Source organism: Streptomyces sp. BA2 (assembly GCF_009769735.1).
GTDB lineage: Bacteria > Actinomycetota > Actinomycetes > Streptomycetales > Streptomycetaceae > Streptomyces.
Genome location: NZ_WSRO01000002.1, coordinates 611,686 through 632,693 on the forward strand (window position 1 = coordinate 611,686; position 21,008 = coordinate 632,693).

A 21,008-nucleotide genomic window follows, 5' to 3' on the forward strand; every position below is an offset into this window, starting at 1 on the left:
ATGGGGTCACGAAGGCAGGGTTTGAGCCGCAGGTCGCACGCGGGAGCGGGACGCCAGGGAACCCGGGGCACGGCCACCTCGTTGTCAACACGCCGCACACGCAACAGAGTTGCGGCAATTGAGGCTCCCCACCCCCGCTCTCCACGGAGGCCCCGGAACATGACCCGCGATCACCGGAATCACCCCCAGCCTTCCCGGCGCACCGTCCTCGGCGGCGCCACCCTCGCAGCCCTCACGGTGGCGACCGGCGCCGGAACGGCCGGGGCAGCCACCACCGCGCACGGCGCCACATGGCCGACCGAGTTCCCGCTCCCCGACGGCTTCCTCCCCGAGGGGATAGCCATCGGCAGAAAGCCATACGCCTACATGGGCTCGCGCGCCAACGGCGCCGTCTACCGCACCGACCTGCGCACCGGCCGGGGCGAAGTCTTCTACGAGGGCGCCGCGGGCATGGTGGCGGTCGGTCTGAAGCTGGACGACGACGGCCTGCTCTACATCGCCGGTAACACCGGGGTCGCGCGGGTCCTCGACACCCGCAGCGGCAAGCTCGTGGCCACGTACCAACTCACGGAAGCCGCCGGCCACTTCATCAATGACGTCACCCTGCTCGGCGACCGCGCCTGGTTCACCGACTCGCGCGACAGCGTGCTCCACGGAGTGCCGCGCAGCGGCAAGGGCAAGGTGCGCGCGCTGCCGCTCGGCGGCGACTGGGTGCAGACACCGGACGTGATCAACGCCAACGGCATCGTCGGCACGCCGGACGGCCGGGGCCTGATCGTCGTCAGCAGCTCCCCCGGCAAGCTCTATCGGGTGCATCTCAAGACCGGGCACGCCACCGAGATCACGCTGGTCGGCGCGGACAACGTGGTCAACGGCGACGGCCTCCTGCGCATCGGCCGCACCCTGTACGTCGTACAGAACCGGCTGAACCTCATCAGCGTGTTCCACCTCGACGCCCAGGCGGGCTCCGCCACCCTGCGCCACACGATCACCGACCCCCGCTTCGACGTGCCCACCACCGCGGCCCGCTGGGGCGACCGTCTCTATCTCGTCAACGCCCGCTTCACCAGCCCGCAGGAGCCGGGGACGACGTTCAACGCCGTCGCCGTTCCCCTCTGAGTTCCCCTCTGAATACCCCCTGAAGCGCGGGCGGGCGGCACCCATTGCATGATCAAAAGCGGCGTCGGGTTAGCATATGAGCGCCGCCTAGCTCGAAAGATACTCCTGTGACTGTCAATGACGACTCGTTCACCAATTGGAAGCACCGCGAGGAGATCGCGGAGTCGATGATCCCGATCATCGGGAAGCTGCACCGGGAGCGGGACGTGACCGTCCTGCTCCACAGCCGCTCCTTGGTGAACAAGTCGGTGGTCAGCCTCCTGAAGACCCACCGATTCGCCCGGCAGATAGCCGGTGAGGAACTCTCCGTCACCGAGACGCTGCCGTTCCTCCAGGCCCTCACGACGCTCGATCTCGGTCCTTCGCAGATCGACCTCGGCCTGCTCGCGGAGGCGTACAGGACCGATGACCGCGGTCTGTCGGTCGCGGAGTTCACCGCCGAGGCCGTCGCCGGCGCCACGGGCGAGAACAAGATCGAGAGCCGCGAGGGACGCGACGTCGTCCTCTACGGGTTCGGTCGCATCGGCCGCCTCGTCGCCCGCCTGCTCATCGAGAAGGCCGGTTCGGGCAACGGCCTTCGCTTGCGCGCCGTCGTCGTCCGCAAGGGCGGCGATCAGGACTTGGTCAAGCGCGCCTCGCTGCTGCGCCGTGACTCCATCCACGGCCAGTTCCAGGGCACGATCACCGTCGACGAGGCGAACAGCACGATCATCGCCAACGGCAACGAGATCAAGGTGATCTACGCCAACGACCCCTCCGAGGTCGACTACACGGCGTACGGCGTCAAGGACGCCATCCTCATCGACAACACCGGCAAGTGGCGCGACCGCGAGGGGCTCTCCCAGCACCTGCGCCCCGGTATCGACAAGGTCGTCCTGACGGCGCCGGGCAAGGGCGACGTCCCGAACATCGTGCACGGCGTCAACCACGACACGATCAAGCCGGACGAGCAGATCCTGTCCTGCGCCTCCTGCACCACGAACGCGATCGTGCCGCCCCTGAAGGCCATGGCCGACGAGTACGGCGTGCTGCGCGGCCATGTGGAGACCGTCCACTCGTTCACCAACGACCAGAACCTCCTGGACAACTTCCACAAGGCCGACCGCCGCGGCCGCTCCGCGCCGCTGAACATGGTCATCACCGAGACCGGCGCCGCCTCCGCCGTCGCCAAGGCACTGCCCGACCTCAAGGCGCCCATCACCGGCAGCTCGATCCGCGTCCCCGTCCCGGACGTCTCGATCGCCATCCTGAGCCTGCGCCTGGGCCGCGAGACCACCCGCGAAGAGGTCCTCGAGCACCTCCGCGACGTCTCGCTGCACTCGCCGCTGAAGCGACAGATCGACTTCACGACCGCTCCCGACGCCGTCTCCATGGACTTCGTCGGCTCGCGGCACGCCTCGATCGTCGACGCGGGCGCCACGAAGGTCGACGGCGACAACGCGATTCTCTACCTCTGGTACGACAACGAGTTCGGCTACTCGTGCCAGGTCATCCGCGTCGTCCAGCACGTCTCCGGCGTGGAGTACCCGACGTACCCGGTGCCGGTGGTCTGACACCGGCCCTGACACGGGTGACTGCGAAAACGGCGGTGGGCGGCAAGGGATCCCCTTGCCGCCCACCGCCGTTTTCGCGGTCACCCGCCGAGCAGCCTGCGCGCCCCCAGCGCGAGCGAGATCTCCACGAGGTCACCGACCCGGGTGAGGCTGCGACCCGTCAACTGCTCGACGCGTCGCAGGCGGTTGAGGACGGTGTTGCGGTGGCAGTAGAGGCGGGCGCCCGCGCGCTGCGCGGAGCCATCCGTCTCCAGCCAGACGACGAGCGTGTCGAGCAGGAGGTCCCGGTCGGTGGGGTCGAGGGACCGTAACTGGCCGAGTACGCGCTCGGCGAGCGCTTCCGCAAGATCGGGCGACGAGACGACGAGGGCGTCGGGCAGACGTTCGTCCAGGAGTACGGTGCCGCCGCTGCGGGGGCAGGCGCGCAGCGCCGTGTCGGCGAGGCGGCGGGCGTGCGGGACGGCGGCAAGGCCCTCCACGGGCGAACCGATGCCGGCGCGGGCCCCGGTCGGCAGGGCGAGGCCGGCGCCGAGCGCGGACAGTTCGGCCGCCGGGTCGCCTTCGGCGTCGCCGAGCAGCACCAAGGCGTACTGGGTGTCGGGACCGGCGTGGCGCAGGGCCCGCGTCCCCGGCGGCAGGGTGAGGATGCACTCCTCTCCCGCCAAGGCGATCACGGCGTACCACCCGTCCTCGGGCAGGCCCAGGACTTCGGCGGCGGTGGGCAGGTCGGTGAGGCGGGCGCTCCCGTCGAGGAGGCCCGCGGTCAGGAGCCGCATCCGGTTCTCGTGCCGCCAGGCGATGCGGCGCTCGGTGCGGCGGTAGGCGTCGGCGACCACGCCGCAGTGCTCGTCGACGAAGTTCCACACGTCCGTGGCGACATGGATGAGCAGGCGCATGTCGTCGGGGTTGCCGCGCGAGACCTCCTCGACCAGGCCCTGCCACACCATCGCCCCGCCGAGCCGGAAGGCGTGCAGCAACGCGTCGAGCGGCAGGCCCCGTTCGGCGCGCACCCCGGCGATCTGGATGGACGTGCGGTGGGCGGCCTCCCGGGTCTCCCCCGGCTGGAGGAGCGAGGTGACGCTGTACCGCAGGGAGCGGTGCACCTCCTGCCACACCTCGGTGGGGCGGGCCTCGATGTCGGCCCGGTAGGCGGGCTCCCGCTCGCGCAGCTCCGCGACGAGCCGGTCGGTCATCGCGGGCAGGTCCCTCAGCAGGGCGCGGGCCGCGCGGTGCAGTACGGCGACGGCCTCGGCGTCGAGGAGGGAGCGGGCGCCCGGTGCGAGCGGGGCGATGGCGGGCACTTCGTGCAGGGGCCCGACCCGTGACCGCAGGACGTGTGGCATGGGGCCTCCACGGGAAGTGTGCACGCCGGATCTTCCTGACGCCCGAAGAATGGCATACCGCCCAGTCGGTACCTAGAGGTGTGCGGCAATCTCCTCATCACGGTCCGGCAACCCTTTGTCTTCGGCGAGCAGCCGGGACAGCTCGACGCGGGAGCGTACGCCGAGCGCGGCGAACACATTGCGCAGGTGGTGGTCGACGGTGCGGTGGCTCACCGACAGGCGCACGGCCACCTCGCGGTTGGTGGCGCCCTCCGCCACATGACGGGCGATGCGCTGCTGCTGCGGGGTCAGTGCGGCGAGCGGTCCCGGCCCCGGTCCCGGCTCCCCCGCGACCGCCTCGCCCGCGGCGCGGAGTTCGCCGCGGCTGCGGTCCGCCCACGCGCGGGCCCCGCACCGCTCGAAGCCGACCAGCGCGTCCCGCAGCGGGCCGCGCGCCTCGCGGGTACGGCGCCTGCGGCGCAGCCACTGGCCGAACAGCAGCTGCGTACGGGCGCGTTCGAACTCGCCGGGTGAGCGGTCGTGGTGCGCGAGCGCGCTCTCGTACGCGGCGGCCGTCTGCTGCGACGGGGCCAGCAGGGCGCGGCAGCGGGCCAGTTGGGCCGGGGCGAGCCGGTCCGCCGTGGCCTCGGTCCAGCGGGTGAACTCGGCTGTGGCGCTGTGGGCTTCTGCTGTGCGCCCGGCCTGTACGGCTGCTTCGACGAAGCAGGGGGCGGCCAGCATCCTGACGGCGAAGTGCCCGCGCCGGGGTCCCGGGGCGACCAGTGGTGCGAGGCGGGCCGCCGCATCCCCTGGGCGCCCCGCTGCGAGATCCGCTCGGGCGACGGCCCAGACGGCGAGCGTGGCGGCCTGGTTGAGTCCATGCGGTCCGGCGCCCTCGGCAGCGGCCGCCGCATGCCTGGCGCAGGCCTCCGCGTCACCCCCCACGGACGCGGCGAGCGCGAGAACGGCGTGCAGGCAGGCAGCGACATTGGGCTGCCCGGTGCGGTGCGCGGCCTTGAGCCCTTCGAGGGCGTGGGCCCGGGCCGTGGTGTGCCGCCCTGCACGCAGTTCTCCGTACGCCAGGTGTTCCAGGGCCCGCGGCAGCAGGACCTCGGGCCCGTATGCGCGCACGGCGGCGAGCGCTCGGGCGCCCGCGCCGCAGGCGCTCTCGACCTCGCCGACGACCAGGGCGGCGGCTGCGGCGCGCAGCAGCCCGGCGGGCTCGTTCGTGGTGGGTACGTCGTCCAGGCATCGACGCAGCAGGGCGTGGCCTTCGGAGGTGCGGCCGGACAGGACCGCGCACATCCCGGCGCGGTACGCCTCCAGGGGCGGGTCGTCGGCGCAGGCGGGGACGCGCGCCATCGCCTCCCGGTAGGCCGCGGCGTCGCCCATCGCCCAGGCCGCCTCCGCCGCGGCCAGCAGCGCGTGGCGGGCCGGTTCGGGCGGGAGCAGCGCGGCGGCGGTGAGCAGGGCCTCCCTGGCATCGGCGACCGGCCCGTCGGCGAGGGCCAAGAGTCCGCGCACACGGTGGACGCCGCCGTGGGCGGGAACGGCAGCTGTGCGGGCGAGCAGGGCACGGGCCCGGACGGGGTCCCCTGCCAAGCGGGCCGCTTCCGCCGCGTCGGCGAGCCGGTCGGTACGCAGCGTCGTGTCGGCGGTGAGTGCCGCGGCGCGGGCCAGGGCGGCGGAACGCTCGGCGTGCGGACGGGGTGCGGTCGCCGCCGCGGCGAGGGCTCCGGCGAGCCGCGCGTCGTGGTCCCCTGCGGCGCAGGCGAGTTGGACCAGGCAGGAGAGGCGGTCACGGCAGACGGCGGCGAGGCGGGCGTGGGCGGCGCGGCGGCGGGCGAGCGGGGCGCGGTGCAGTACCGCCCGGCGAAGGAGGGGGTGAGTGAAGTGGACGCGCCCACCCACTACGACGACCACACCAGCAGCTTCAGCAGGCGCAAGCCCCGCGGAACCACAGCCACCCCACAACAACAACTCAAGCCCCGCACCCACCCCCTCGGCTCCACACTCCCCGCCCGCCGCCGCCCGCAACAACAAAGCCCGGTCCGCGGCACCACCCCCAGGCTCACCCTCCCCGCCCGCCGCAGCTTCCAGCAGCAAAGCCAGGTCCGCGGCCCCACCCCGGAGTCCGTGCTCGCCGCCCGCCGCTACCCGCAACAACGGAGCCAGCCCCTCACCCGCACCCTCGGCTTCACCCTCCCCAACCCCCGCCGCCCGCAACAACAAAGCCAGGCCCGAGGCCCCACTCCCGGGTTCATGCTCCCTGTCCGCCCCAGCCCGCAACAGCTGGGCGAGATCTGCACCCACACCACCGGCTTCGCGCTCCCCTGCCCCTGCCCCTGCCCCCAGCAGCAAAGCCAGGTCCGCGGCCCCACTCCCGGGTACGTGCTCTCTGTCCGCCGCCGCCCGCAACAACTGGGCGAAACCCGCACCCTCAGCCTCACGCACCCCCGCCGCCGCCCGAAACAACCGGACGAGGCCCCCACCCGCACCCGCACCCTCACCCTCCCCGACCTCCGCCGCCGCCCGCACCAACAAAGCCAGGTCCGCCCCCGCCCCCTCAGGCTCATGCTCCCCGGCCGCCGCCGCGAGCAGCAGTAGGGCGCGGGTGTGGTGGGGGAGTTCGTCGATGTGGGTGGCGTAGGCGGCGAGGACGGCTTCGCCGCCGGGGAGCGGGTCAGGGAGCGGAGTGCGGCCGGACAGTTGGCCGGGGGTGAGGGCCGCGACGAGCGCGGAGAGCAGGCGCGGGTTGCCCGCTGCCTCGCGGATCAGCCAGGCTCCGACCACCGGGTCGGCCGAGCCGCGGGTCAGCCGGTCGAGCAGGGCGGCAGCCGCACTGTCGTCGAGCGGGCCCAGGCGCACGGTCGCGAGGCCGCCCAACTCGCCCGCCCTGGTGTGGTGTTCAGTGAGGGTGAGTATGACGCCGACTGAGCTCTCGGCGGGCAGGCGGCGCAGGTCGGCCAAGAGAGCGGACCGGGCCGCCGGGCACCAAGTGTGCGCGTCGTCGATGCAGACCAGCAGCGGTCCCTCCCTCGGCAGCGCCGCCGGGGCCGTGGGCCGCACCGACGGGACCGGGTCGCAGATCGCCCGCGCGTACTCCACGAGCGCGCTGCGCCCGAGGCCGGGCTGCGCGACGAGGGCAAGCACGCCGCCTCGGCCTGCCCGCAAGCGCCCCACCAGGGATTCCACCGCGGCGATCTCCTCGCGGCGGCCGTGCAGCTCGGGAGCCCTGAGCACGCCGGGTACGGTCGTCGAAAGGGTCACGCCCGCACGTTACTTCCGCGTAACACGGCCCGGAAGCCCCGCGTCCATCGCACTGGGCACGCCACCAGCGGCAGCCTCGTCCGGGTGTGCGCGGGCACAGTCCGGAGGCGGGGGCACGGCACGCGTCGTCCGCCGCCGATTAGCCGGCGACGGACGGCGGGCCCCCATGACGGGTCATCAGGATCAGGAGCCGTGCGGGCAGTTGCCCCGGTACTCCTCGATCGTGAGGCTCGGCCTCGGCAGCGGGCACAGGAACTGTTCGTAGCGGGTGTCGTTGTCGATGAACCGCTTCAGCCAGGAGATGCTGTACTTCGCGATCGTCGTGTTGGACGAGTTCGGCGTGAAGTGGGTGGCGCCGTTGAGCTCCAGGTACGCCTTGTCCAGGGTGCTCGGCAGTGACTGGTAGAACGGCTCGGAGTGGGAGGACACGGGCGCGACGGTGTCACCGTCCGCGCCGACCACCAGCGTCGGTGTCCGCAGCTCGGGCCAGGTCTTGTCGGCGTTCCAGCCGGTCAGCGGGATCGCCGCCTTCAGCGAGGTACGGCTCTTGGCGGCCTCCAGGCTGCCGCCGCCGCCCATCGAGTGCCCCATCACACCCAGCCGGGAGGCGTCGACGCGGCCCCGCACCGAGCTGGACTTCGTCAAGTAGTCCAGCGCGGCCAGAAGTTGGCGTCCCCGGCTGTCGGGCTGGTCGAGCGTCGTGTTGGTGTCGATGGTGAAGACCACGAAGCCCTGGGAGGCGAGCCGCGGCCCGAGCCAGGCGATGCTCGACTGGTAGGCGGTGAAGCCCGGGGAGATGACGACCGCGCCGAAGGTGCCGTCGGCGGTGGACGACGGGTAGTAGACCGTGCCGCCGCCGAAGCCGGACACGCTCAGCGACGAGACGCTGGTCTGCGAGACGGCGTACGAGCCGCGCGCGGCCTCGATGCTGGAGACGGTGGGTGCGGGGCCGCGCTCGTACGGGTTGTCCGCGGCGGCCTGGGCGCCGGGCGCGAGGCCGGTGCCAAGGAGGCCCGCGGTGGCGACCGCGGCGGCCAGAGCGGCCCGCATCACAGGGCGGGAGAAGACGTGCAGGCGCACGGAGGGGTCCTCTCGGTAGTGGCGGAGCCACCCGGGAGAGGGAGGTACACCCCGGTGGAGACCGCCGTGTTCGTTGGCGGTCCCCACCGTGGTGGCGCCGACGGGGTGCCGACATCGGCGAAATCACCGGTGTCGCGCACGGATGCCGTCCGCCGGCACGGGGACGGATGTCAGCCGCGCAGGGGGCCCTCGCACGTGTAGTGCGACGTCCCGGCGCGGCCGTTGGCCCAGATGTCCACCTCGCCGAAGGCGCAGTTCATGTCGGTGAGGTTGTTGTCGCCGCCCGCGGCCCGGTCGAGGATGAAGAAGTCGACGGTCTCGGACATGTCCTTGAAGACGAGGTCGGGGCTTGCCGCGTCACGGAGGTTCGCGGTGACCCGGCCGGTGCACACGAACCGCGGGCGGCCCGGCGCGCTGATGGAGCGGCACTCGGGCGTGATGCCGGTCGTCGCGACGAACGAGGAGCGGACCTGCTCGGCCGTGCTGTCACGCAGCTGGTCGACGGGGACGTACTCGGTGTCGGGCACGAACAGGTCGTCCACGTGGGCGATCTGCTTGTCGAGGAAGGCGTCGTAGGCGCTCTGCAGCCCTGAGTCCCGGCCCAGGCGGTCGCGCCACGCGTCGAAGGCACCCGGGTCGTCGGAGCGCAGGTGGCGGTACATCTCCTTGATCTGCGCGGGGCGTTCGGTCCACAGGAACTCGAAGAAGGCACCCGCGTAGTCGTAGAAGCGGAAGCCGTCACCGTCGTAGGTGGCGTGCAGCAACTGGTTCACGCTCATGCGCGGTCCGCCGCCCGCGGTGTCGTCGATGATGCCCTGGATCAGGGACTTGCGGACCTTGATGCCGTCGTCGCGCGTGGCACCGTCGAAGAACTCCGCCGTGCCCTCGTCCATCGCGGTCGTCCGGTCACCCTCGTACCACGGCCCCTCGCCGAAGAAGCCGGGCACCGCCCAGCGGCCGTTGAGGTAGTGCGTGTACTCGTGGCGGAACAGCTCCTCGAGCGTCAGCGAGGAGTCCTGGGGAACACGCCGCTGGTAGGTGTAGAAGGTCGCGCCCCTCTCGATGTACACGCCGCCGTTGTCGGTGCCCATGCCGGTCAGCAGCGGATGGTAGTTCTCGTAGTCGGCGCGGGATGCGTAAAGGACCGTGGTCAGGCTTGCGTTGGGGTCGCCCTTGAGTGGCTCCTGGGTGCCGACGACGCGGTGGAACTGGGCCTTGACCTGCTTGCTCGCGTAGTAGAGCTGGTCGACGGTGGCGCGGTCGAGGGCGGTGCGGACCTTCATTCCGCCCTCGTCGTACACGTAGGTCTGCGGGAAGACGCGGCGCTCGATGTCGTCCCTGCACACCTTGTACGGCTTGCAGGCCTCGAACTCGATCAGCCAGGTGACGACCTTCGCCCACGGTGCGCTGCCGTCACCGAAGTTGCGTGCGGTGGTGTCCAGGAGCGGGCCGAGCCCGGCGACGATCTCGGTGCGCAGGGCGTCGATCTGGCCCATGCGCCCGTACTCGCTCACTGCGTCGCGCACCACCCAGGCGTTGGGCTTGCCCTTGAGGTGGGTGTGCCCGGCGAACGCCTTGAAGGCCGCGCGGTAGGAGGGGTCGGCGGCCACCGCGGCGCGGAAGGCGGTGTCCTGGTTGCCGGGGTGAATACCGAGGTAGTTCAGGGTGAGCGCGGAGAGGGCGGCGCCGGCCCAGCGGCTGTCCTGGGCGGTGTCGGGATGAGCGGCGTCCATCGTCGCCAGGACCCGCTTGACGAGCGGGAGTTGATACTGACGCAGCCCTGCCGCGCTGGCCGCGGTGAGCGCCTCGCGGAGCGTCTCGGCGTTGGAGCGGGTGGCGTCGAAGGCGTGGGCGGCCGTGCCGAAGGCGTCCACGGCCCGGCGCATGGCGGCCAGGGTCGCCGGGTCGGTGAGGTCGACCTCGTCGTGCGAGAAGCCCTGGTAGGAGACGGCGTGCAGGTAGGTGAACATCTCAAGGAGATGGCTGCCGTTGGTGCCGTCGTGGGATGCGGCGAGCTGGGTGACGCGCTGGGAGACGGCCTGGATGTGCGCGGCCGACATGACCGGGGCGAGGCGCCGGTCCCAGTTCCAGATGAGACCCCGCAGACAGCCGTCGGCGGTGACGGCCGGATCGGCGAGGAAGTCGACGAACTGAGCGGGCGACAGGCCCGTGACGCCGTCGAGGGTGCACGGCACCAACGCCTTGCCGACCGTGGCGCGGGGCACGTCGGCCGTGACCCTCGCCTTGTCCGTACGGGGGCCGGGGACGCGGCCTTCGGTGAGTCCGCCGGGCGCCGGGAGCTTCCGGGCGGCGGGCTTCGGGGCCTTGGCGCGGCGGTCGACCCGGTCGAAGGGGCTCGGCGCCTCAGGTCCCGGCGCGGCGGGTGACGCGGTGGCCGGGCGCCGGTCGGGCGCGGGGGCGTCCGCGGAGGCGGCCGGCGCGGCGGTGGCGCACAGCGTCACGGATATCGCCGCGGCGACCACGGATCTGCGCAGGGTAGTACGGGACTGGTGCACGACAGGCTCCTGATGTGTGGGAGGTGGGGCAAGCGGTGCGTGCGCGCACGGCGCTGGGCCGTCTGCCTCAACTGCCGGTCAGCTGGGGCAACTTGAGGAGAGCGGGCCGCGCCATGTGATGCGTAACGTAGTAATGTGAAATGGTACTGACAACCCCTCAGACACTGGGTGAATCACAACTCCCTTGCCGCACCTGGGCGTTCACCCTGCTCGCGGGCTCTGACGGCGCACCGGATCCTGGGGGGAGAACAAGGTGACCTTGTACGCTGGTGCACCACTCGGGGCGGGCACGTGGGCCACGGCCTGCGGGGCCACGAAGGGATCACCACCATGGGGCACCTCACACAGCGCACCCTCGTCACTCCCCGGGAGCGGTTGCGCGATCAGGTCGCCCACCATCTGCGGGCCGCGCTGATATCGGGCGAACTGAGGCCCGGCGAGGTCTACTCGGCGCCCGTCCTCGCCGAGGACTTCGGGATCTCCGCGACGCCGGTGCGCGAGGCGATGCTCGATCTGGCCCGCGAGGGCCTGGTGGAACCGGTCCGCAACAAAGGCTTCCGCGTCACCGAGGTCAATGAAAGCGACCTCGACCAGTACACCGAGATCCGTACTCTCATCGAGGTCCCGATGATCGGCCGCATCACCCGGTCCGCGTCACGCGCGCAGCTGGAACGGCTGCGCCCTGTGGCCGACGAGATCGTGCGCGCGGCCCGGGAGCACGACCTCATCGGCTATCTCGAGGCCGACCGGCAGTTCCACCTCTCCCTGCTCGCGCTCGGCGGCAACGACCGCCTCGTCGAGACCGTCGGCGACCTGCGCAAGCGCTCCCGCCTCTATGGCCTGACGGCACTGGACGAGCGCGGCCGGCTGATCCCGTCGGCACAGGAGCACATCGAGCTCCTCGACCTGATGATGGTGGGTGACGCGGAGGGGGCGGAACAGTGCATGACCCGCCATCTCGGGCATGTGCGCTCGCTGTGGGCCCGGGGCACCAAAGAGTAGGACCTACTCGCTGGTTCGTTTGATTCTTCAACACAGCGCGCGATTCATTGACGCGGACCGTTCACATCTTTATGGTCGCCTGACCTTCCCCGGCGACCCCGCAACGGAGCACAATGAGGTCCCTCCCCCGCACGGCCCGGTTCATCGCACCCTTCCTCGTGGGCGTGCTTGCGGCAGCCGTTCCCCCCACCGCGGCGGCCGACATCGCGTCCCCGAGAACCGACAAGCCGACGACGCCCGCGTCCTCCGACGACGACTGGACGCTGACGTCGAACCGTATCGACGCGAAGGACACGTACCACGCCTTCGTCGGCAACGGCTATCTCGGCCAGCGTGTCGCACCCAACGGAGCGGGCTACACCGCCTCCGACGCCAAGACCGGATGGCCGCTGTTCAGCCGCCGCTACGACGGTTCGTTCGTCTCCGGGCTGTACGCGCACAACAAGGACACCACCGAGGACCGCCAGGTCGCCGCGGCCATCCCCACCTGGAGCCCGCTCACGGTGTCCACCGGTGGTCCCCAGGCCGAGACGTTCACCTCCGCGACCCCGGCCTCCCGGATCTCGCACTACCGGCAGAGCCTCGACCTGCGCCGCGGCCTGGTGCGGACCGAGCTCACCTGGACGGCCGCCGACGGCCGGGCCACCGACCTCGTCTACGACGTCCTCGCGGACCGCGACAACCCCCACGTCGGCGCCGTACGCCTGCGCATGACCCCGCGCTGGGACGGCGACGCGAAGGTCACCGACCGCATCGACGGACGCGGCGCACGGCGCGTGACCCCCACCGGCGCAGGCGCCCGCTCCGGAGGGCGGACCATGGCCGTCGGGTTCCGCACCGAAGGTACGAAGACCGAAGGGACGGTCGCCTCGACGCTGCGCGCCGGGCATGGCATGCGTACAGGAAATGAACAAAACTCAGCTCCTGCCCGCAAGTTGAGCGCCCACCAGTCCGTCGGACTGCCTGTCCGGTCCGGCCGGACCTACGAGTTCACCAAGTACGTCGGCGTCGACACCGCGCTGACCTCCCGCTCCCCCGAGCGCGACGCCGTCGCGGCCTCGCAGCGTGCCGCCGGGCGCGGCTGGGACGCACTGTTCGCCGGGCACACCGCCGCCTGGCGCAAGCTGTGGCGCGGTGACATCGAGGTGGCAGGGCAGGGCGAACTCCAGTCGTGGGTGCGGTCCGCCCAGTACGGGCTCCTTTCCAGCACTCGCCCCGGCTCGGCCAACAGCATTTCCCCCACCGGCCTGAGCAGCGACAACTACGCGGGCCTCGTCTTCTGGGACGCGGAGACCTGGATGTATCCGGCGCTGCTCGCCGCGCACCCCGACCTCGCCAAGTCCGTGCTGGACTACCGATACCGCACCCGGGACGGCGCCCGCGCCAACGCGAAGAAGCTCGGCCACCGCGGCCTCTTCTACCCCTGGACCAGCGCGAGCAAGGGCGACCTCAAGTCCGAGTGCCACAGCGTGGACCCGCCGCACTGCCGCACCCAGAACCACCTGCAGAGCGACATCGCCCTGGCGGCCTGGCAGTACTACCTGGCGACCAAGGACACCCAGTGGCTACGCACCCGCGGCTGGCCGGTGATCCAAGGGATCGCCGAGTTCTGGGCCGACCGCGCCACCCGCAACGACGACGGCAGCTACTCCATCAAGGACGTCGCAGGACCCGACGAGTACAGCAACGGCGTCGACGACGGCGTCTTCACCAACGCGGGAGCCGCCACCACCCTGCGCACCGCAACCCACGCCGCGAAGATCCTCGGCAAGGACGCCCCGGCGAACTGGAACACCGTCGCCGACAAGCTGCGCATCCCCTATGATAAGGAGAAGCAGGTCTTCCAGCAGTACGACGGCTACAAGGGCTCGGTGATCAAGCAGGCGGACACCGTGCTCCTGATGTACCCGCTGGAGTGGCCGATGTCGAAGAAGGCCGCCACGAACACCCTCGACTACTACGCGGCCCGCACCGACCCCGACGGCCCCGCCATGACCGACTCGGTGCACGCCATCGACGCCGCCGCGATCGGCGAGCCCGGCTGCTCCGCGTACACCTACCTGACGCGGTCCATCCGCCCCTTCGTACGCGGCCCGTTCGACCTCTTCTCCGAAGCGCGCGGCGACAAGGCGGGAGCATCCGACCCGCTGTCGGGCTCCCCGGCGCAGAACTTCACGACCGGCCAGGGCGGCTTCCTCCAGGTCTTCACCAACGGCCTGACCGGGCAGCGGATGCGCGAGAACAGCGTGCACCTCGACCCGATGCTGCCGCCGCAGCTGTCCCAGGGCGTGAAGCTCAACTCCCTGCACTGGCAAGGCCGTACGTACGACATCGCCATCGGCGCCCACGAGACCACGGTGCGCCTCACCCACGGCGAGCCCTTCGAGATCGAGACGCCGCAGGGCAAGCAGGTCGTCAGCCAGGACGCGCCCGCACACATCAAGACCCGTCGCCCGGACCTCGAGCCCACCGACAACCTCGCCAGGTGCCGTGACGCGAAGGCGAGTTCGGAGCAGCCGGGCCAGTACGCGGACGCCGCACTCGACGGCAACACCGCCACCGCCTGGGTCCCCGACACCGCCCGCGCCACCCTGACCGCGGACCTCGGCAAGGTCGCCCGTATCGCCGAGATCACCCCGCGCTGGACGGACGTGAAGCCGACGAAGCACACGGTCCAGACGTCGCTCGACGGGCGGCACTGGAGCCCTGCCTCACCCGACGGCGGTGCGGCCCGCTACATCCGGGTGGCCATCACCTCGGCGGACGCCAAAAAGCCGGCAGGCATCCAGGAGTTGACCGTCGAGAGGTAGGTCCCTGCGGCTGCCTCATCTGCCACGCCCGTTGGTAGCCTGCCGGGCGTGGCAGATGAGGCGTACGAGAATCCACGGCTTGCGGCGCTCTACGATCCGATCGAGTCGGACCGCGGCGACCTCGACGTGTACGCCGACGTGGCAGCGGAACTGAAGGTGCGTCAGGTGCTCGACGTGGGGTGCGGCACGGGTACGTTCGCACTGCTCCTCGCCGACCGCGGCCTTTCGGTGACCGGCGTCGAACCGGCCGCGGCCTCCCTCGATGTCGCGCGCTCCAAGCCCGGCAGCGAGCGCGTGCGGTGGATCCACGGCGAGGCGACCGCGCTCCCCGAGATGCGGGTGGACCTGGCCACCATGACCGCCAATGTGGCCCAGGCGATCGCGGACCCGCAGGTGTGGGAGTCCACCCTTCGCGGCATCCACACCGCGCTGCGGCCGGGCGGGCACCTCGTCTTCGAGACCCGCGACCCGGCCCGGCGGGCGTGGGAGGAGTGGAACCGTGCCGCGACCCACCGCACCGTCACGGTCGAGGGCGTCGGTCCCGTCGAGACCTGGGTGGATGTCACCGGCGTCCACCTGCCGCTGGTGAGCTTCCGCCACACCTACATCCTCACCGCGACGGGCGAGGCCCTCACCTCCGACTCGACCCTGCGCTTCCGCGAGCGCGCCGAGGTGGCCGCCACGCTCGCCGCGCACGGCTATGTCGTCGACGAGGTCCGGGGCGCCCCGGACCGCCCCGGCAAGGAGTTCGTCTTCTTCGCCCGCCGCCCTGAGTCCCACGAACAACGGCTCAGCGCAGGGTCATCCGATACGTCAGCGGCGAACGGCCGGTGATCAGGACCCGGATGCCGTCCGGGGTGAGGGAGCCGTTCATCCAGGTGTAGCGCTCCCCCGGCTCGACCACGGGCGGCTGCTTACCGCCCTTGCCGTTGCCGGGGCCGAAGGTGATCCGGTCGTCGCCGACCGCGTAGGTCGCCTCGCCGCTGACGAGCTGGTAGGTGTCATCGGCTCCGGCGACCGGCTCCAGGCCCTCCCCCGACAGTTCACCGCCCCGCCGGAAGCACAGTTCGAGGGCCAGCGGCACCGCGGACTCCGACACGTCGAAGGACAGGTCCCAGCCTCCGTCGTCCGTCTCGCGCACCAGGATCTCGGTGCGCAGCGCCCGGTACTCCTTGGGCCGGTGCGGGAAGTCCATCGCCGACCAGAAGCGGCCGTCGTCGGTGAGCGGGTAGAGCCCGTCCTTGCGCCGGTGGCGCCGTGGCAGTGGCTGGTGGAAGGCCGCGCGGACCTCCGCGTGCAGCCGCCACGCGTCGCCCTGCCGTTCAAGGCCCTCGGACCGGAAGGGTCCGAGCGAGAAGAACCGGGGGGCGAGCCGCAGCGAGTCGAGGATCGCGGCGCCCTTGCGCATCTTGAAGAACGTGGGGTTGGTGGACAGGCCCGACGAGATGGCGTGCACCTCGGGCAGGTCCGTGCCGCCGAAGATGCTCGCCGTCCGCTCGCCGCGGCGCACGCGCACCAGGCGGCAGCTGTCGTCGTGGTGCTCGAAGTCGGTCGGCAGGGGCTTCACCTGCGGCAGCTCACGTGCGAGCTCGGGGCGGTCGAGGACCTCGGCGAGCCGGTCGCCCGGCGGAGTCTCGCCGAAGGTCTGCCCGGTGCCGCGCTCCCGCAGCAGCTCGGCGACCGCCGCGAACGTTCCGTTGCCGTCGCGGATCGCCAACTCCCGGTACTGGAGCCAGAACTCGGGCAGGTAGCGCAGCGCGGCCTGGTCCTGGCGTCGCGAATGGAGGGACTCCACCTCGCCGCCGGGCTCGGTGACGTAGAGCGAGGCGGTGAGGTTGTCCCGTACGTGTGCGTACAGGTCGCGCCGGTCGTGGAAGCGGGCGATGGTCAGCAGGGCCGGGTTGGTCACCACCGCCGAGTAGGTGGGACTGCGCTCGCTGTACTCGCCGCCCGGGAGCTGGTCGATGCCCTCCGCGAGCCAGGCGTCGATCCGCCGGGGATAGGACGGGTCGGGCCAGCGCCGGTGGATGCGGGAGAGCGCGGAACACACCAGCCAGCGGTGGTTGGCGGTGTGCACACCGCCGTTCGCGAGGCCGGGGCCCGCCTTGCGCAGGATCCGCTCGACCGTGGCCCGCAGCTTCGCGGTGGACCGTTCGCCGTCCTTGTCGAGGAGGGCGTGGGCGATGTTGAGGTCGACGATGGAGAACGCTGTGTCGGGCGGCGAGTGGACGGCGCCCTGGTCCCAAAGACCGTCGTCGAACTGTTCGTCGGCGAGGGCCTCCGCGAGTCCGCCCAGCGGACCCAGGAGCGCGTCGTCGTGGTGGTACCGCGAGCCGGGGTGCACGTGGACGGAGGTGAGGGTGCGCAGACTGCGGGCGGCTGCGCGGGCTTTCCCCTGGTCGCGCAGCTCGGTGAGGTCGTCGTCGTACCCGTCGATGACGGCGGCGGCGCGCGCGTCGGCGGCCTCGGTGAGGAAGTCGACGAAGTCCTGGTCCTGGCGCGGCTGTTCGGACGCGGCTGCCGCCGAGCCGCCGCCAAGTCCCCCCACCCCCGCGGCGGTGGCGGTGGCGGAGGTGGCCAGGAAAGTCCTGCGGGCTATCACGCTGTCTCCCCATGAGGCATGCGTACGTTGCGTACGTCGATGGCGGTGAGGGCCAGGGCCAGCGGCCCCGGCACGAGGAACGCGAGCGGCAGCATCATCCATGCGCACAGCACGGCCGCCGCGAGGGCGAGCAGGACCAGGAGGCTGCCGCCCACATCCCGCGCCGATTCACCGGCGGCTCCGCGCACCGCGGCACGCCAGTCGCCGATCGCTTCGGGACGGGCGCAGGCGCGCAGGCCCACGACCACGGCGCACGCTCCGATCGCCGCCGCCGTCACGGCGAAGCCCCGGGCACCCGGCAGCCCCGCCCCGGCCAGCGCAAGGTCCGCCGCGAGCAGCGACACCCCGGCGAGCGCGACCGCCCCCGCGGCAATGTCCCCGGCACGGAACCGGTCACACAGCAGCGCCAAGTAACGCCTCGCCGTGGCGGGTTGGCCCTCCCCGGTGCCGCGCACCACCGCGCAGGCGGTGGAGAGCGCCGCCGGAGCGGTGATCAGCGGCAGACAGGCGAGCGCCGTGACCACGCCGAGTGCGAGGACGTCCGCGAACAGAGTCATCCGCGGCCCGAATATCTCGCCCGTCTCGCGGGCCCGCGCGCTCATCCCTTCACCCCCGAGTTGGCCATGCCCTCGACGAGGAAACGCTGGAAGGCGAGGAAGAACAGCACGATCGGAAGGAGCGCGATCACCGACATGGCGAACATCGGGCCGAACGCGGACTGGCTCGAAGCGTCCACGAACGACCGCAGCGCCAGCGTCAGCGTGAACTTCTCCGGCGAGAAGAGATAGATCAGCTGGGTGAAGAAGTCGTTCCAGGTCCAGATGAAGGTGAAGATCGCGGTGGTGATCAGCGCGGGCCTTGTGAGCGGCAGGACGACCAGGAAGAAGCTCCGGAACGGCCCGCAGCCGTCGATCCTGGCGGCTTCCTCCAGCTCGCGCGGCAGACCGCGCATGAACTGCACGATGAGGAAGACGAAGAAGGCCTCGGTGGCGAGGAACTTCGGCAGGATCAGCGGCCAGTAGGTGTTCACCATGCCGAGCTGGTTGAAGATGATGTACTGCGGGATCAGGACGGCGTGGTGCGGCAGCATGATCGTCGCGATCATGAAGGCGAAGAGCGGCCCTCGGAAGCGGAAGCGCAGCCGCGCGAAGGCGTAGGCCGCGAGCGAGCAGCTGAGTACGTTGCCGAGGACCGCGCCGCCCGCGATCAGCAGGGAGTTGGAGAGCAGCCGTCCGACGGACACGCCGTCGACGCCGTCGAGGGCGGTCGTGTAGTTCGACCACTCCAGCTTGCTCGGCAGCAGGTTCAGGCTCGCGATCACCTCTTCGGCGGGCTTGAGCGACGTGGCGACGAGCCAGGCCAGCGGGTAGAGCATCACCAGGAGCGCGGCCAGGCACCCGGCGTGCAGCGCGACGCGGCGCCAGGGAAGGGACCGCCGGCCGGCGGTGGTGTCAGTGGTGGTGGTCATCGCTCCCCCTCGTTCGCGTAGAAGACCCAGGAGCGCGAGGTGCGGAAGAGCACCGCGGTCACGGCTCCGATGGCGATCAGCAGGACCCAGGCCATGGCGGAGGCGTAGCCCATGTGTGAGGCGACGAAGCCGCGGTCGTAGAGGTAGAGCGTGTAGAAGAGGGTGGAGTCGGCGGGGCCGCCCTTGCCGCCGCTGACCGCGAAGGCGGGCGTGAAGACCTGGAAGGCCTGGATGGTCTGGAGCACCAGGTTGAAGAAGAGCACCGGTGACAGCATCGGCAGGGTGATGGAGACGAACTGCCGCCTGCGGCTCGCCCCGTCCACCGCGGCGGCTTCGTAGAGCTCCGTGGGGATCTGCTGGAGACCCGCCAGGAAGATCACCATGGGGGCGCCGAACTGCCAGACCGTCAGGAGCGCCACGGCGAGCAGCGCCCAGCCGGGCTTGTTGACCCAGCCGCCGGTGTGGATGCCGATGTCCGACAGGAGGTTGTCGACGGTGCCGCCGTCGTTGAAGACCGCCCGCCACACCAGGGCGATCGACATGGACGCGCCGAGTAGCGAAGGGGCGTAGAAGGCGGAGCGGTAGAAGGACTTGCCGCGCTTCATGGACTTCAGGGCGAGGGCGACGGCGAGGGCGAGTGCGAGTTGCAGCGGCACGGCGATCACGACGTACATCAGCGTCGCGCCGACCGAGCGCCAGTAGCGCGGGTCCTCGGTGAACATCTGGACGTAGTTGCGAAAGCCCACCCAGCGCGGGGCGTTGAACAGGTCGTAGTCGGTGAAGGACAGATACAGCGAGACGGCCATCGGAAGGAGCGTCAGGACGACGGCGCCAAGGACCCAGGGCGAGAGGAACACCCAGGCTGCACCCTCGCGCCGGAGCCTGCCGGGCTGCTTCGGCGGTGGTGCGGGGCTCTTGGTCCGCGCGGCTTCAGCGGGTATGCCGGTGGTGGTGGTCATGACCTCAGCTCCGCCTTCGCCTCGGTGATGAAGTCCTCCGCGGCCTCGCGGGGCGTCATCTGCTCGAACGACACCTGGTCGTAGTCGCGCTGGAAGGTGGTCTGCAGGGAGTTGTCGCCGGTGGGCGGGGCCTGCGGCGGCGCCTTGAGGCTGCCGTCGACAGAGTCCTGGTAGTCGGCGACGGTCTTGTCGAAGTCCTTCAGGTCGGGGCCGAGTTCGTCGCGGATCGGTTCGTTGACGGGGATGCCGCGGGAGGCGCCGAGTATCGCCGCCGCCTTCTCGTCGTTGATCATGAAGTCGATGAACTCGGCGGACTCCTGCGGGTGTTCGGTGCTCGCGGCGGCGCCCATGAACATCGATGGCTTGAAGTACTGGCCGGGTGTGCCGTCCGCGCCGGACGGCATCGGGGCGAGCGTCAGCCCTTCGCCCACGATGGGCGTGTATCCGCTGGCGGGCGCGTCCCAGTTGAAGTCGGCGATCGCCTTGCCGCGGGCCAGCGGCTGGTTCTCCACCGACCCGTCGAGCTGGGTGGTCTGCTCGGCGGCCGACACCGCGCCCTCGCGCCGCAGTTTGTCGGTGAAGGTCCACCAGCGGGTCAGGTCGTCGGCCGTGAAGCCGAGTCGGCGGTCCTTCGTGTAGAGGGCCTTGCCCTGGCCGCGCAGCCACACCTCGAAGCAGTCCTCGCTCTGTCCGGGGTCGACGGAGCCCGGCTTCCCGGTCCTCTTGGCCAACTGCCGCATGGCGTCGGCCCATTCGCCCCAGGTCCAGCCCTTGCGCGGGCGTGGCACCCCGGCCGCCTCCCACTGCTTGGCGTCGTACACGAGGGTCTCGGTGCCGCGGCCCTGGGGGATCGCGTACTGGGTGCCGTCGACGACACCGGTGGCGAGGAGCCCCGCGTCGATCTCGTCGGTACGCAGGGCCTTCTTCTGCTTTCCGAGGTCGAGCAGGATGCCGCCGGACGCGTACTGGTCGATCTGCCGGTAGTCGAGCTGCACGACGTCGGGGGCGTCGCCGCCCGCCGCCTGGGTGGCGAGCTTCTGCTTGTACGCCTCGTAGCCGGCGAACGAGGTCTGCACCGTGATCCCGGGGTGCTCCTTCTCGAACAGCGCGACGGCTTCCTGAGTACGGGCCGCCCGGTCGGGGTTGCCCCACCAGGTGTAGCGCAGAACGGTCTTGCCGCCGCCGCTCGATTCGTCCGAGCCGGCGCAGCCGGTGAGCAGCGCACTGAGCGTGAGCACCGCGACCGTTGCGCAGGACCACTTTGTCCTGCTTCCGGGCATGCCGATGACACCTCTCCTCTCTGGATT

The 21,008-nt window shown here is 71.2% G+C and carries 14 protein-coding genes; 5 read left to right on the forward strand and 9 right to left on the reverse strand.

Annotated elements, in window-relative coordinates:
• The first annotated feature begins 159 nt into the window (after positions 1 to 159).
• Both E5671_RS05535 and E5671_RS05540 read left to right on the forward strand, forming a co-directional pair.
• Positions 160 to 1,119 (forward strand): SMP-30/gluconolactonase/LRE family protein, encoded by a 960-nt coding sequence (locus E5671_RS05535; RefSeq protein ID WP_160502717.1) that lies wholly within the window; start codon positions 160 to 162, stop codon positions 1,117 to 1,119.
• 107 nt (positions 1,120 to 1,226) lie between these two features.
• On the forward strand, positions 1,227 to 2,672 hold the full coding sequence (locus E5671_RS05540; RefSeq protein ID WP_160502718.1) for a glyceraldehyde-3-phosphate dehydrogenase: 1,446 nt from the start codon (positions 1,227 to 1,229) through the stop codon (positions 2,670 to 2,672).
• An 80-nt stretch (positions 2,673 to 2,752) separates the two neighbouring features.
• Here E5671_RS05540 and E5671_RS05545 read toward each other — a convergent pair whose 3' ends face one another.
• From E5671_RS05545 to E5671_RS05560, 4 genes are all read right to left on the reverse strand, one after another.
• Positions 2,753 to 4,015: a PucR family transcriptional regulator gene (locus E5671_RS05545; protein WP_160502719.1), complete on the reverse strand. Its 1,263-nt coding sequence runs from the start codon at positions 4,013 to 4,015 to the stop codon at positions 2,753 to 2,755.
• A 72-nt stretch (positions 4,016 to 4,087) separates the two neighbouring features.
• Positions 4,088 to 7,264: a helix-turn-helix transcriptional regulator gene (locus E5671_RS45295; protein WP_336605672.1), complete on the reverse strand. Its 3,177-nt coding sequence runs from the start codon at positions 7,262 to 7,264 to the stop codon at positions 4,088 to 4,090.
• Between the two features lie 183 nt (positions 7,265 to 7,447).
• Complete coding sequence (bdeA, locus tag E5671_RS05555) at positions 7,448 to 8,314, reverse strand: bis(hydroxyethyl) terephthalate hydrolase (RefSeq protein WP_160510002.1); 867 nt, start codon at positions 8,312 to 8,314, stop codon at positions 7,448 to 7,450.
• 200 nt (positions 8,315 to 8,514) lie between these two features.
• Positions 8,515 to 10,860 (reverse strand): collagenase, encoded by a 2,346-nt coding sequence (locus E5671_RS05560; RefSeq protein WP_160502720.1) that lies wholly within the window; start codon positions 10,858 to 10,860, stop codon positions 8,515 to 8,517.
• A gap of 330 nt (positions 10,861 to 11,190) precedes the next feature.
• On the opposite strand from E5671_RS05560, the gene E5671_RS05565 reads away from it, so the two are divergent.
• From E5671_RS05565 to E5671_RS05575, 3 genes are all read left to right on the forward strand, one after another.
• The gene (locus E5671_RS05565; RefSeq protein WP_160502721.1) at positions 11,191 to 11,862 is read left to right on the forward strand and encodes a GntR family transcriptional regulator; all 672 of its coding nucleotides are present in this window, start codon (positions 11,191 to 11,193) and stop codon (positions 11,860 to 11,862) included.
• Positions 11,863 to 11,975: 113 nt separating this feature from the next.
• Positions 11,976 to 14,672: a discoidin domain-containing protein gene (locus E5671_RS05570; protein WP_160502722.1), complete on the forward strand. Its 2,697-nt coding sequence runs from the start codon at positions 11,976 to 11,978 to the stop codon at positions 14,670 to 14,672.
• Positions 14,673 to 14,720: 48 nt separating this feature from the next.
• The gene (locus tag E5671_RS05575; RefSeq protein ID WP_160502723.1) at positions 14,721 to 15,506 is read left to right on the forward strand and encodes a methyltransferase domain-containing protein; all 786 of its coding nucleotides are present in this window, start codon (positions 14,721 to 14,723) and stop codon (positions 15,504 to 15,506) included.
• Here the strand turns inward: E5671_RS05575 and E5671_RS05580 are convergent.
• Genes E5671_RS05580 through E5671_RS05600 form a run of 5 tightly spaced genes read right to left on the reverse strand, consistent with a single transcriptional unit; the run spans position 15,463 to position 20,981 of the window.
• Positions 15,463 to 17,274 (reverse strand): hypothetical protein, encoded by a 1,812-nt coding sequence (locus tag E5671_RS05580; RefSeq protein ID WP_336605673.1) that lies wholly within the window; start codon positions 17,272 to 17,274, stop codon positions 15,463 to 15,465. The two genes, E5671_RS05575 and E5671_RS05580, sit on opposite strands and share 44 nt — an antisense overlap.
• Positions 17,271 to 17,876: a hypothetical protein gene (locus E5671_RS05585; protein WP_160502724.1), complete on the reverse strand. Its 606-nt coding sequence runs from the start codon at positions 17,874 to 17,876 to the stop codon at positions 17,271 to 17,273. The genes E5671_RS05580 and E5671_RS05585 overlap by 4 nt, the downstream gene beginning before the upstream one ends.
• The gene (locus E5671_RS05590) at positions 17,873 to 18,742 is read right to left on the reverse strand and encodes a carbohydrate ABC transporter permease (protein ID WP_160502725.1); all 870 of its coding nucleotides are present in this window, start codon (positions 18,740 to 18,742) and stop codon (positions 17,873 to 17,875) included. The genes E5671_RS05585 and E5671_RS05590 overlap by 4 nt, the downstream gene beginning before the upstream one ends.
• On the reverse strand, positions 18,739 to 19,701 hold the full coding sequence (locus E5671_RS05595) for a carbohydrate ABC transporter permease (RefSeq protein ID WP_160502726.1): 963 nt from the start codon (positions 19,699 to 19,701) through the stop codon (positions 18,739 to 18,741). The genes E5671_RS05590 and E5671_RS05595 overlap by 4 nt, the downstream gene beginning before the upstream one ends.
• Positions 19,698 to 20,981 carry an ABC transporter substrate-binding protein gene (locus tag E5671_RS05600; RefSeq protein WP_160502727.1) on the reverse strand — a complete coding sequence of 428 codons (1,284 nt, stop codon included), beginning with the start codon at positions 20,979 to 20,981 and terminating at the stop codon, positions 19,698 to 19,700. The genes E5671_RS05595 and E5671_RS05600 overlap by 4 nt, the downstream gene beginning before the upstream one ends.
• Positions 20,982 to 21,008: the final 27 nt, after the last annotated feature.

Excerpts from the sequence above, each read along its gene's own strand:
- E5671_RS05535 (WP_160502717.1), top strand. The coding sequence starts at position 160 with ATGACCCGCGATCACCGGAATCACCCCCAGCCTTCCCGGCGCACCGTC.
- E5671_RS05545 (WP_160502719.1), bottom strand. The coding sequence starts at position 4,015 with ATGCCACACGTCCTGCGGTCACGGGTCGGGCCCCTGCACGAAGTGCCC.
- bdeA (WP_160510002.1), bottom strand. The coding sequence starts at position 8,314 with ATGCGGGCCGCTCTGGCCGCCGCGGTCGCCACCGCGGGCCTCCTTGGC.
- E5671_RS05565 (WP_160502721.1), top strand. The coding sequence starts at position 11,191 with ATGGGGCACCTCACACAGCGCACCCTCGTCACTCCCCGGGAGCGGTTG.
- E5671_RS05570 (WP_160502722.1), top strand. The coding sequence starts at position 11,976 with ATGAGGTCCCTCCCCCGCACGGCCCGGTTCATCGCACCCTTCCTCGTG.
- E5671_RS05585 (WP_160502724.1), bottom strand. The coding sequence starts at position 17,876 with ATGAGCGCGCGGGCCCGCGAGACGGGCGAGATATTCGGGCCGCGGATG.
- E5671_RS05590 (WP_160502725.1), bottom strand. The coding sequence starts at position 18,742 with ATGACCACCACCACTGACACCACCGCCGGCCGGCGGTCCCTTCCCTGG.
- E5671_RS05595 (WP_160502726.1), bottom strand. The coding sequence starts at position 19,701 with ATGACCACCACCACCGGCATACCCGCTGAAGCCGCGCGGACCAAGAGC.
- E5671_RS05600 (WP_160502727.1), bottom strand. The coding sequence starts at position 20,981 with ATGCCCGGAAGCAGGACAAAGTGGTCCTGCGCAACGGTCGCGGTGCTC.